Source organism: Vibrio sp. SCSIO 43133 (assembly GCF_023716845.1).
In the GTDB taxonomy this organism is placed as follows: domain Bacteria; phylum Pseudomonadota; class Gammaproteobacteria; order Enterobacterales; family Vibrionaceae; genus Vibrio; species Vibrio mediterranei.
The window spans coordinates 413,319-425,475 of sequence record NZ_CP068025.1; the positions used below are offsets into that span (position 1 = coordinate 413,319).

The following is a 12,157-nucleotide window of genomic DNA, read 5'->3' on the forward strand; positions in this document are numbered from 1 at the left end:
AGTTTCATGCGTAACGTTGTTTTCTGTTTGACATTGATAAGCACCATGGCATTAGCCAATGAATCAGCCGTTTCGTCTCATTTAAAAGTAAAGGACGAAGATTTTGGTCGTACTCTGCCTTTCTTTGGAGATCGAGTACGTAGCGTTGGAATTAGGCTGCCCAAACCTATCGGGATATCTTTGTTTACTCATCAGCAAGAAGACTTAATGAACTTGAGCGACTTTAAAGTTGACGGTGAGGCGGTAGGGGACTTATTGCCGGACGGAGCAAGTCAAACGGTAAATACAACGAGTATTATTGCGGTGAGAGGTGATGTTTGGTTGCTGCCTTTTTGGGGTTTTAACGCCATGATAGGCAAAGCGATCACTACATCGGACATATCAATTGGTGTTAATGATTTAATTAACGACAACATTGCAAAGCTAGAACTTAATGGAATGGCAACGACGTCGACCATTACATCGATAGGCACAACCTTAGCGTATGGGCATAAACAGTTTTTTACGACCATAGATGCACAATATGTCTCTACAGCTGTCTCCGGTGTAGGTGTTGATTTGGACGCTTTGGTGGTGACTCCGCTAGTAGGGTTTAATATCGGGGACAGCGGCTGGAAAGTTGTAGTGGGTGGACAGTACCAAGATTATCAAAGGCAACTTAAAGGACAGTTTGCAGACATCCGGTTTAGTGCCAAACAAACTTCAAGTAGATGGTCGACAATGGTTGGAATGCAAAAAGAGTTCAGTGATAACTGGGAAGCCTCGTTAATGGCGCAGAGCGGTAAGACGAGGGAAGGCGTGACGTTTATGTTAGGTAAACGATTTTAAACCACTTGTTGCAATCTAGGAAGCAAAGCAGTTGGCATAGCCAAGTGATATCCTTGATAGAAGTCGATCTTCAGCGCTTTCATCGCAACATGTTGTTCTTCTGTCTCTACACCTTCTATTACGGTCTTCGCACCCGATTGTTTAGCAAGTTTTAAACCCGTTAGTAACGGTCGTTGATTTCCACTCATATACTCAGTAAGCAACTGACGGTCCAACTTTAGTATATTAGGTCTAACTTGCTTAACCCTTTCTGGACTTGATTCTTTACATCCAAAATCGTCGATAGCAATTAGAAAATCTTCGTTACTTAGCTGGCGTGCAGCTGAAGCCAATGTTCTCGCACTAAAGGCCGTTAACTCCACAAGCTCAACAACGACTCTTTTATTATCGATTTGCAAAGCTTTAAGTCGAGACATTAACAGTGATGATTTCAATCCTTCTGCCGCCAGCCTTTCACTAGAGATCGGAAGGAAATTGAGAAATATAAGTCGATTGTTGTACAAGGACATACTGAAATTACGCAGATGAATGGCGCGGCTTAATCTGTCCACATTGAGTTGATCGGCTAATGAAATTTCGTCATTCTGGAAAAATAGATTGGGTGGAATTGGCTCGTCATTTTGGTCAAATAAGCGAACCAATGCTTCCATACCGATTATTTCATTTCTTATATTGAATATAGGCTGGAACACACTTTTTAAGGTCAAGTGTTTATAGGTTGCAATACAGCACCCTGAACGATCGAGTCTTATTCGTTGGGAAAATTGATGTTTATCGGTTAGTAGCATTTACAGCGTTTTATAAATGAAATTCAAACTATCATGGCACGCTGATCGCGGATGTCAAATTCAGTAACTGAATGATATCTGTGATAAATATCACTATTATTGGCTGAGCTAAGGTGAACCATTAACGTTTTTTGAAAGTGAATTTGTCTCAGTGTTTATAATTTGATGAAATCTTGTATAAAAAGCAGACAAAACTCGGCCGAAAATCTTAACTACGTTGATCTGTCTCATATTTGCGATAGCAATAGTATTGATTAATGTAATCGATTAACTTTTTATAGATTTGTATGTTTTTTTTGAAACACATCTCATTTTAACGTTCATCAAAGAAATCCTTGTTCCTTATGTATTTGCTCATTAAATGATAGGAAAAAGGCCGAGCTAACCAGGATACTAATGAACGCCCAAACCTCACTAATGAAGGTGTGTTTTCATAAATGCGCCCGTTGTAGAGCCATAACATTTTTCCCACGTGCCAGTACGCGAATGGAATGGGCGGTAAAAACGTGACGACGTCGAGGTCACAACATATTCTGTAAGTTTTATGGGCTAATTTAAAACGCTTTTTAAATCCATAACCCCCAATAGCAGGTTGGCCAAACGTAACAATGCGTTTTATCGACTTAGGGTATTTTTGTTCAAGTGCATCAGCAATAATACATCCGATCGCGCCACCGGAGGAATGACCTGTAATCGCGATACGTTTACCATTCTCAATCAACTCAGAAGCGATGCTCATCGTGCGTTCGAATACAGAAAGACCTAATTGGTCTTTTTTATGTGTGGGTTGGCTTTCTTGGTTAAGAATAAAGTGAAAGCCTGCGTGGATGGAGTAGTTGAGCCCAAAGTGTCGACAGCTTCTTTGCCACATAGCGAAGTTTAATAACCAATCAGTAGGACTGTGAGAGCCTTTAATTACGATGACCGCTTCTTCTTTGTTTTGGCTCCACAGAATACGAACGACGGTTTTTCCAGATCTATTGGCGACAATTCGTTGTCCGTTAGGATCGAAACCGTAGCGTGTCTGTTTGAATACTCGAGGGTATGCCAAGTTACACAACACAGCGTATTTTTCATATTGGTATCGTTTGAGACTTTTCACTTCAACTCTGGTTTGGTTAGTAACGGAACCACTATGAGAAATTGTAGTTAAAGTTTGATGACAACTACCATGAAAAACAAAGGGGGTTATGGATAAATAATGGCGAAAAGCTGAACGTACTTTAACACTGGGTCTTGATTAGCCGTTCGTTTTAACGGATGAGTGAAATTAATGAAGCTAGGTGTCATCGCAAGTCGATTTCGAAGTGAGCCGCTAAGTGAACTATCGGCCTCAAGCAATTTAACTCCTTGGCGGGCATAACTGTCGATATCGGGTGGCAGTGTATTTTGCCACCAATGGATAATTCCTCTGCTCTGAGCACACCGATTGATCCAGTGATCGGCGACAATCACCAAAATATCCTTAGATTGAATGGCGTAATGATTCTCTGCTTGCCATTGTTGAAGGTGAGTAAATAGGCGCTCTTTACTTGCAGAGTTAGCATTAATGAAATGATGAGTGATTATCCAAATAGTCCCCAAAGAAGAACTGACCCGATAATTACATGAGCTTGCCGAATCGCCTTTCGAATCTAAAGGTGCAAGTTTTGCCTTATGGCCCAAGCTTATAAAGCTTGCGGAAACTCGTCTTGCAAATGCGAGTCCGAGGTGATGTTCGGTCATTCCACCATTATGGACGGCAGGGTAGTGCTGGTGGCAGAGTTTTTGGCAGTCTGCTTGAAAGTTGCGAATACTATGAACTACGATATCTTGCAACAATGAAAAATCCCTCTTCCTTGAAACGGAATCTTTATTAGATTCGTTTTTCCCAAGTGCCCCAACGCACGACACCCAACACATCAATATCATTATCACTGACTTGATGGATCGCATTCTTGGTTGTGTCGTCGCCATACCAGACGTGGATGATGGTACCAACTTTAACAAGAGTAAAAAAATCCGGATAGGGGTTACCCGGAAGTCTTGCTAGTACGATGTCATCGTTAACCCAAGGCTTATTTGGATTAACGAGCGCGATACAATCCCATTTATAGGAGACGGACCCAGTAACTGGGTACATTACGCCAAAACATTCTTTGTATTCAGGAGGAACAGGTATAGATCCGACTGAAAGTGGCATGTCGCCGCTTAACAGTGCATTGACCTCTGTACGATTATAAACAGCTACAGTGATCGCACTTTGGTTTGCTGCATGGGTAATATCTTCAGCGTCTGTATGTTTGTCGCCTACACCAAAGCAAAGCCAATGCGCTTGCACTTTAAAATAATCAGCGATTAATGAAAGATCTTCAATAGACGGATAAGTACGTGTTGGGCCTTTCGTGAGGTAACGTCCTATTGTGGCTTTACCTTTTCCGATCGCTTCGGCCAACTCGTTATTGGTAATATTTTTCTCTTTTAGCAGTGTAGAAATGCGTTCTTGATATCCGTCGGTCATGCTTCCTCCATAAAATTGTCTTTATGATAGTTTATGGGTTTCAAAAATGAAACTTATAAGGAAAATAATCAAAGATTATGAGACTTGCGTGGAAAATTGTGAAAGCGGGATTGGGATCCACTGCGGAATACTTGCCTTAACTTAAGCAGTGTTATAGTTAACCCTTTAATTGTAACAAATAATTAGGAATAACATGTTCGATAGCAAAAAAAGAGCAGAGCTCATTAGTGATTTACAAACCTATTTTAGTGATGAACTTGACTATGACTTAGGGCAGTTCGATGGTGAGTTTTTACTAGATTTCCTAATCAAAAAACTAGGTCCTGCCTTCTATAACAAGGGGTTAGATGATGCCAAACAAGTACTTGAACGGAAAATTATGGACATTAGTGATGAGTTATATGAGATAGAAATGCCAGAAGATAGCTAAGTGACTAATTGATAAATAAATATCTTGTTCGAAAAAACTGAAGAACATTATCAAAGAGTGATTATCGTTAAAGTGTCAATTTAGGTAAATACTGTATCTCAAAGGTTGTATGGTTGTTAAGATACTAAATGAGATGCAATATCAAATAACGGAATTGGTAATGACTGGAAACGAAGTAAAAAACTATAACCCTATGGCGAGAGCACTGCATTGGCTTTCTGCGATTGTGATTATAGGAATGTTTGCCGTTGGGTTATGGATGGTTGACTTAACCTACTACAGCGAGTGGTACAAAACAGCTCCTCATTGGCATAAGTCGATAGGTATTCTCTTAGCTGGTTTGACGGTTTTTCGTCTTCTTTGGAAAAGTGTCACTGCCACGCCAAAAATTGAAGGCCACGCTATTGAACAATTAGGTGCAAAAGTTGGCCACTTACTGATGTATCTAGCTCTGGTCGTTATATTCGTCAGTGGCTATTTAATCTCTACCTCAGATGGTAGGGGCATAGAAGTATTTGATTGGTTCACTGTACCTGGTGCAGGTGAGTTGTTTGCTAACCAATCTGACATAGCGGGCGAAGTTCACTTTTATGCTGCTTGGTTCGTTATTATTGCCGCCGCTGGACATGCACTAGCCGCGTTAAAACATCACTTTATTAACAAAGATAATACTCTTCGAAAAATGTTAGGAGTTTCGAAATGAAAAAGACACTAATCGCTACAGGAATGGCAGTGGCAATGATGTTGCCGCTAGGTGCAAATGCTGCAGACTATGTAATTGATACGAAGGGTGCACACGCCTCTATTAACTTTAAAGTGAGTCACCTTGGTTATAGTTTTATTAAAGGTCGATTCAACAACTTTTCAGGCGAGTTCAGCTATGATCCAGCAAACATTGACGCATCAGCGGTAGAAGTCGTTGTTGATACTACAAGCTTAGATTCAAACCATGCTGAGCGTGACAAACACATCCGTAGTTCAGACTTCATCGATGCAAGCAAGTTCTCTGAAGCAACGTTCAAAAGTACTGGTGTAAAAGACAAGGGTGACGGCAAACTTGACGTGGTGGGCGACCTAACACTTCACGGTGTAACACAACCAATCACGATTGAAGCAGAGTTTATCGGAGCAGGACAAGACCCTTGGGGTGGCGAGCGTGCAGGCTTTAATGGTACTACCCGTTTAGAATTGGCTGACTTCAAGATTCCAGTCATGGGCGATTCAAGCTATGTTGACATGGAACTTCACGTAGAAGGCGTGAAGAAATAACCATTTCTTATCAGCATACTAATTTGATTTTTCAAGCCCCTTTTTAAAGGGGCTTTTTAGTGAACCAAACTAAATCAAAAATACTGATAACTATCGTCAGATTTCCTTTTCTCTTAAGTTGCGAATCATTTACTAATATTTCGTTAACTGCTTTCTATAAATAACTAATTTTCTTCAACTACATTAGAAAAATCTTTGTATCTAACATTCGCCTCGTTCTCAGCAATGAGCACACCAGTTACCAACGGAACGGCTCGGTAATTGGCGAAATGATTGGTCTACGGTGAGTGGCTGATGTTTCGATAGGGCGAAGGGATAGTCGCCAAATAATAAATCCTATTTTCCTTATTGATACGAAGAGTTAAAAATGAAAAAAACAAGAATTGCACTTACGCTAGTTACTTTATTTTCTGCAGGTTCATTTGCTGCAGAACCAAACTTTGACCAAGTTAGCGTTAGTAAGAGTGATGTAGAACATGCTGCAAAGTATTTTAGTGACAACTATACTATCGATGACAAGGGTAATGTTTCCACAGCGACTGGAAGAATCGAGAAAATCGGTAGTGTGTCTGAAGTAGATGGCAACATCGTATTTCACAACGAAACCACAGGCGAGGAGATCACTATCGTAAATGGTGGAGAAGGTGACAATATTAACCGTCGCATTGATGAGATAGTTTATACCGATGGAAATGGTCACCATACATCAGCTAAAGTGGTCGACAATGATATGAAGCCTACACCGTTACCGCCGCAACCAGAGAATGATATCATTCCAATGCCTGATGTCGAGAAAGCGGAACGAGATGCAAACCGCAATGCAACTGTCAATAACCAAACTGATATAGCAAGAAACCAAGCAAGTATTGCTAACAACTCAGCTCGCATCGACAACCTAGAACAAGATATGAAAGCAATGGGCAACAAAATGCTCGACCTAGAAGACCGCATGGATGGTGTTGTCGCAACATCTCACGCTGTGACTAACGCACGCCCAATGGTTCAAGATGCTGGTGAGTTTGCAATGGGTGTAGGTATTGGTGCAGCGGGTTCTAAACAAGCTCTTGCTCTTGGTGGTGCATATCAATTTAACGCAAACTGGTCGTCATCAATGACTGTGAACTACGAAACAGCAGGTAAGCGTTCTAATTCTCAAGTATCTGCTGGCGCAGGTGTTCAGTACCGTTTTAAATAATAATAACTAAGTCTTTACGAATAAGATTGCCCCGGTTTTTACACCGGGGCTTTTTTCGGCCAAACGACTTATTTCCTAGCCAAAAACTTTTGTGTCGAACTATGCAGTTTCAAGCTCACGTTCAACAATATTCAGGCGCTCACCATAGATTGGGCGAACTGCTTTCATAACTTCTGCTCTAGACAGCACACCTACTAAGACGCCATTTTCAAGAACCGGTAACACATGTGGCTTACTGACCTTCATCGCTTTAGCACGTTCTTCTAGTGATAGAGTAGAGAAACTCGTAGCGATGCCCATAGAGCTCACCGGATATAGCTGCTCTTTGTCGATACAAAGAAACTCAGCCACATCAACCAACTTTTCGGTAGCATTGATGGCGACGACATCACGGCTCATTAAGTCCACCACTTTCTGACCTTGCTCCGGAATGTAGTCTTGGCACCAAAGGTCGACCATTACGTCGTGGACAGAGAAGAAACCAACCAAACGTCCTTCAATATCGGTGACTGGTGCACTTGTTAAGTTGTGGTCTAAAAGCGTATCAAGTGCAACAGCAGTAGGCATTTCAACACTAAGCGTTACCGGTTGAGTGTTCATGATGTCTTTTACGATGATGTTGTTGTTCATTTGCGTCTCCTTTACTGACGTTAGCGCAGTAGTTGTTGTGATTGCAGTGACATTTGCTGCTTTTAGTTGTGGTCTTCGGTAGATGCTCCAATTGGCAAGTCCTACCAAAACCGCGCCACCGATGATGTTACCTAGCGTGACTGGTATTAGGTTATTAGTGAGAAAGTGCATTGGGGTTAGGTCGCTAAACTGTGCAGCGGTTGTACCCGTTGCCGCCCAAAACTCGCTGCCCGCAAAGTTCTGAATAACGATTCCAAGTGGCACCATAAACATGTTTGCTACGCAGTGTTCAAAACCGCTGCTAACGAACATAGCTACAGGTAAGACGGTCATTGCAGCTTTCGTCATAGCGTTCGCTGAACTAAAGGTTAGCCATATCGCTAAGCAAACAAGTAGGTTACAAAGCACACCTAATGCAAAAGCTTGTACCCACGTATGATGAAGCTTATGTTGAGCGATATTCAGTGCGTTAAGGCCCCACTGACCGTTGTCCATTTGGTAAAGCCCGGCTGCTGACACAATCAACAGCAAGAACATTGCGCCGATAAAGTTGCCGACATAGACCTTCCCCCAAATTGACAGCATTTTTCTGAAACTGATTTGCTTATTTGCCCACGAGATGCTCGAGAGAACAGAGCTGGTGAATAACTCACCGCCGCAAATAACAATTAAAATCAGACCCATACTGAATGCGAGTCCACCCGCTAATCGGCTTAGTCCCCATCCTGCATCTGCACTTCCAGTCGTAACTGTGATGTAGAAAAGGAATGCAAGCCCAATGAAGGTCCCGGCCATGATGGCCAGACTCATCGTCATCCCACTGGTTTTCTTCGCTTTACTTAAGGCAAACTTTTCAGCTTCTGCCATCATTTCAAGTGGCGAAAAGAGCAGATGATTGTCGGAGCTAGCTGATGCCATTAATGACTCCTTACTCTTGTCGTATTGGATGTTTCGCGCATTTCATAACTCCTTAATCAAAGTGCGAGAACAAGGCCCCTTGCCGTGTTCGAATCTAGATTAAGGGGTAGAGTACCTAGTGGTAAAATTGATAATTTTTAAAATCTAAATCAGAAATATTGATAACTAATCTGCACAAGGTAGAATAAGGGCTGTTGTCCATAACGTACTGTTTTTAAGTGAGAGATTGACAGGTTAATGAGATTCTTGGTGGTGAAATAATAATCACAAAAAATCCACCTGACGGGCAGCATAAGGGAAACTGATGATGTCCGGTCGACGCCTGAGAATTGATTGCGGCATTCAATTTGGATTTAGTAGTGGAAGGAAAGCAGATGCGATATTCATTAAAGCAGTTAGCAGTATTTGATGCAGTAGCCGATACAGGAAGTGTCAGTCAAGCTGCTGAAAAGCTGTCTTTAACCCAATCAGCCACTAGCATGTCGTTAGCGCAATTAGAGAAAATGCTTGGCCGCCCTTTATTTGAACGTCAGGGGAAGCAGATGGCGTTGTCCCATTGGGGAGTCTGGCTGCGTCCAAAAGCGAAACGCTTGTTACAAGACGCCCAGCAAATTGAGATGGGGTTTTACGAACAGCATCTATTGAGTGGCGAATTAAAGCTTGGTGCGAGTCAAACACCAGCAGAACACTTAGTCCCTGATCTTATTAGTGCAATCGACAACGACTTCCCAGAAATGAGAATTACGTTGGGAGTGCAGAGTACAGACTCAGTTATCGAAGGTGTTTTGGATTACAAATACGACCTTGGCATTATTGAAGGTCGTTGCGACGATAATCGAGTTCACCAAGAAGTTTGGTGTCGAGACCACTTGACAGTGGTGGCATCTGCCCATCACCCTTTTGCAAAAAGAGATAGAGTGAGTCTCGCTCAACTGGAGCAAGCGCGCTGGGTATTGCGCGAACATGGTTCCGGTACCCGTAAAATCTTTGATAGCTCCATCCACCATCTCATTGCAGACTTAGATGTCTGGCGCGAATACGAGCACGTACCCGTGCTTCGTAGCATGGTCGCAAATAGCCAATACCTAACTTGCTTACCATATCTTGATGTAGAGCGCTTTATTGAAGCTGGTCAGTTGGTTGCGTTGAACGTTCCCGAACTAGAAATGGAACGCACACTGTCATTCATCTGGCGTGCTGATATGGCCGAGAACCCTTTAGCTGAATGTGCAAAGAGAGAAGGGCTACGAATGATGAAAGGTCGCCCTTCAGTTTTATAGTGATGTGTATCACATAACTAATGTACGCAATGTAATGTAAATAATCTTAACGTGATCGTAATCACGTCAATGTTCAGTGTATTTGTTAACCTAGCATAATCAATCATTTTGCTAGGTTAACCCTTTATGAGTCCACTAATCGCTATTTCAATTACCACAGGTATTCTCTCTGGCATCTGGGGATGGACAGCGATGTCGTTAGGTTTGTTATCGTGGGCCGGGTTCCTAGGGTGTACAAGTTACTTTGCATCACCGAAAGATGGTGTAAAAGGTTTAGCACAAAGCTTACTAACCAATATGTCTGGTGTCGTTTGGGCTTTAGTGATCATTCATGGCTCTTCACTGGTCAACCTAGAGATCGTTGGCTATTTAATGACAGCTTTAGTTTCATTCTTTATGTGTTTTCAAGCAAAACGTGATTGGTTAGGTTACATTCCAGGTACGTTTATTGGTGCTTGTGCAACTTTTGCAGCCAATGGTGACTGGCAAATCGTTGTACCGTCTTTAGTGCTTGGTGGACTGTTTGGCTATTCAATGAAAGCCAGTGGACTTTGGTTACATCAACAGCTTTCCGTCAAAACGACTCAAGAGTTAGTAAAAGACTGAATTTCAAAGTTAAAGCCTGGTATCAAAACAATTGATATCAGGCTTTTCATTAAGTATTACCGTTCGCCATAGTCACAACGCGCTTCAAGATCCACCTTATCAATAGAGGGATGCTGTCTGGTCCTCTTTCTTCACATTCTGCCACAATCGCCAGTGCGAGGTCGGGTTTTGCAAACTTTTTGAGTACACGGGTGACCACCTTTTTTGGTGGTATTGGGTGGTCATGAGGAATTTTGATGAGATCCCTAAAGAAATCTTCAAAACCATGTGTATACAGATAGTGCTCAATATCTCTATCGGGTAATTCGGTCAAATGATGGCGCGGATGGTCGCCATGTAATTGATGGATAACAGTAGTTGCGTATTTCTTCCCCGCAGCATCACCGTCCGTAACAACATGCCAGTCAATACCAAATGCTTGAGCGACTTTGATCAAAGACTTAAGACCTGATTGTGCAAATTCAATGATTTGAACGCCTTCAGCGGATAGGTTATAGCCCGAAAGATTAGCGAGCTCATTGAACAGCCATACCTCAGTCTCGCCCTCAACCAATAACCAACAACGGGCAAAAAGTGCGCGGGAACGATGAAATCGGATATGAAAACCAACCCGTCGCAAGTCATCTTTAGTTAGGTTGTTAGGAGAAATACTTGTCGTAACAGTTTTATCAGACTGTCTGACGAGTCGGCGGATTGATTCCAGTGGGACTGCGCCGAGTAAGTCACTACTGTTCGTTGTGAGGATCTTTTGCATAGGAAGCATTTGCAATAAGCTCCACGCGCGGGAGAGGTGAGTTGGGTGTAAACGACCTTCAGGATCTTCAATGATGAGTATTGGACGTGCGCAACGTCTGAGTTCAGTTGGACCTTTTGCCTGTAGATAAGCATTGAGCAACCCCAATAGCAGCAACCGCGTTTGATGGTTCTTCGTTTCATCGATCACTTGGGAGAGATTTTGCTCATTTGAAGGCCGCGAGAAGAATACCCCATCGCGATTGCCATTTTTGGAAAGTCCTCGTGAGTGGCTTTTAAATGAAAAATAGTGCTCTACCAACACCTTCATCGAGTTGAGGCTACTTTTCATTTCTCCTTTATTCACATGGCCAGGTATCGCCATTAATCGACGCACTGTGTTATTAATTCGCTTTTCAGAGCGTGAGTTATGACCATTAGTAGCCATCTCATGGTGGTAGAATCTACGCGAGTCTCTAAGTCGTATAACAGGGTGAAGTGTCATCAACTCTTGCGCTAATTTCTCTGAATGGTGTAACCGTAGAGGAGAACCATTTACATCGAGAAAGGCATAATGCTGAGTGACATCATAGCCTTCTAATGTAGCACTGATTCGATAATAGAAACGTTCTACTCCATTACTGTCTTGCTGCCAAATAGGTTTGAGCTTGCGATAGCGGCCTGAGTGAGTTTCGTTTCTTTCAGTGGCTACAAAGGAGAGAATAATCTGTAGGTGCCTCGTTTGGGGATGTGAAGCGGCGTAATCTACGTGGAAATCTTTCATTTCGAACTGATACAGTTCCCCGTCAGCAGGAAGCACAACACACAAGGCATCAAGTAAAGAAGACTTACCCCAAGTATTTTCACCAATCAACGTGGTTAGGTCATTGAGCGCGAGAGAGAGGCGCTTAATGCCGCGAAAACCGGATATATCAATGCGTTCTAACTTCATCCAATTCTCCTTAAGTTGTAGTTAGTACG

At 42.4% G+C, this 12,157-nt stretch carries 13 protein-coding genes; 7 read left to right on the forward strand and 6 right to left on the reverse strand.

Translation table 11 applies throughout. The features are described from left to right. The first annotated feature begins 45 nt into the window (after positions 1-45). Positions 46-828 (forward strand): hypothetical protein, encoded by a 783-nt coding sequence (locus JKJ11_RS18715; RefSeq protein ID WP_006072819.1) that lies wholly within the window; start codon positions 46-48, stop codon positions 826-828. Here the strand turns inward: JKJ11_RS18715 and JKJ11_RS18720 are convergent. From JKJ11_RS18720 to JKJ11_RS18735, 4 genes are all read right to left on the reverse strand, one after another. Then, positions 825-1,616, reverse strand: coding sequence for an EAL domain-containing protein (locus JKJ11_RS18720; RefSeq protein WP_038222630.1), 792 nt, complete (start codon positions 1,614-1,616; stop codon positions 825-827). The two genes, JKJ11_RS18715 and JKJ11_RS18720, sit on opposite strands and share 4 nt — an antisense overlap. Before the next feature lie 313 nt (positions 1,617-1,929). Continuing rightward, the gene (locus JKJ11_RS18725; RefSeq protein ID WP_236110376.1) at positions 1,930-2,718 is read right to left on the reverse strand and encodes a lipase family protein; all 789 of its coding nucleotides are present in this window, start codon (positions 2,716-2,718) and stop codon (positions 1,930-1,932) included. Between the two features lie 86 nt (positions 2,719-2,804). Beyond that, on the reverse strand, positions 2,805-3,437 hold the full coding sequence (locus tag JKJ11_RS18730) for a hypothetical protein (protein ID WP_252039748.1): 633 nt from the start codon (positions 3,435-3,437) through the stop codon (positions 2,805-2,807). A 34-nt stretch (positions 3,438-3,471) separates the two neighbouring features. Next, positions 3,472-4,116, reverse strand: coding sequence for a helix-turn-helix domain-containing protein (locus JKJ11_RS18735; protein ID WP_252039749.1), 645 nt, complete (start codon positions 4,114-4,116; stop codon positions 3,472-3,474). A 193-nt stretch (positions 4,117-4,309) separates the two neighbouring features. Between JKJ11_RS18735 and JKJ11_RS18740 the strand changes: the two genes are divergently transcribed. The 4 genes from JKJ11_RS18740 (at position 4,310) to JKJ11_RS18755 (ending at position 7,010) form a co-directional block, all read left to right on the forward strand. Beyond that, positions 4,310-4,546 (forward strand): DUF2164 domain-containing protein, encoded by a 237-nt coding sequence (locus JKJ11_RS18740; protein WP_006072814.1) that lies wholly within the window; start codon positions 4,310-4,312, stop codon positions 4,544-4,546. A gap of 160 nt (positions 4,547-4,706) precedes the next feature. Next, positions 4,707-5,249, forward strand: a complete 543-nt coding sequence (locus tag JKJ11_RS18745; protein ID WP_198558898.1) for a cytochrome b — start codon at positions 4,707-4,709, stop codon at positions 5,247-5,249. Continuing rightward, positions 5,246-5,815 (forward strand): YceI family protein, encoded by a 570-nt coding sequence (locus JKJ11_RS18750; protein WP_252039750.1) that lies wholly within the window; start codon positions 5,246-5,248, stop codon positions 5,813-5,815. The genes JKJ11_RS18745 and JKJ11_RS18750 overlap by 4 nt, the downstream gene beginning before the upstream one ends. 367 nt (positions 5,816-6,182) lie before the next feature. Continuing rightward, positions 6,183-7,010: a YadA C-terminal domain-containing protein gene (locus JKJ11_RS18755; protein ID WP_252039751.1), complete on the forward strand. Its 828-nt coding sequence runs from the start codon at positions 6,183-6,185 to the stop codon at positions 7,008-7,010. Positions 7,011-7,109: 99 nt separating this feature from the next. Here the strand turns inward: JKJ11_RS18755 and focA are convergent, their stop codons facing one another. Next, positions 7,110-8,558 carry a formate transporter FocA gene (focA, locus tag JKJ11_RS18760; RefSeq protein WP_252039752.1) on the reverse strand — a complete coding sequence of 483 codons (1,449 nt, stop codon included), beginning with the start codon at positions 8,556-8,558 and terminating at the stop codon, positions 7,110-7,112. Positions 8,559-8,932: 374 nt separating this feature from the next. On the opposite strand from focA, the gene JKJ11_RS18765 reads away from it, so the two are divergent. Together JKJ11_RS18765 and JKJ11_RS18770 are read left to right on the forward strand one after the other, a co-directional pair. Continuing rightward, positions 8,933-9,838, forward strand: coding sequence for a LysR substrate-binding domain-containing protein (locus JKJ11_RS18765; RefSeq protein ID WP_006072809.1), 906 nt, complete (start codon positions 8,933-8,935; stop codon positions 9,836-9,838). A 126-nt stretch (positions 9,839-9,964) separates the two neighbouring features. Then, positions 9,965-10,444, forward strand: coding sequence for a DUF1097 domain-containing protein (locus JKJ11_RS18770; protein WP_006072808.1), 480 nt, complete (start codon positions 9,965-9,967; stop codon positions 10,442-10,444). Between the two features lie 49 nt (positions 10,445-10,493). Here the strand turns inward: JKJ11_RS18770 and JKJ11_RS18775 are convergent, their stop codons facing one another. Beyond that, positions 10,494-12,128 carry an ATP-dependent endonuclease gene (locus tag JKJ11_RS18775; protein ID WP_252039753.1) on the reverse strand — a complete coding sequence of 545 codons (1,635 nt, stop codon included), beginning with the start codon at positions 12,126-12,128 and terminating at the stop codon, positions 10,494-10,496. Positions 12,129-12,157: the final 29 nt, after the last annotated feature.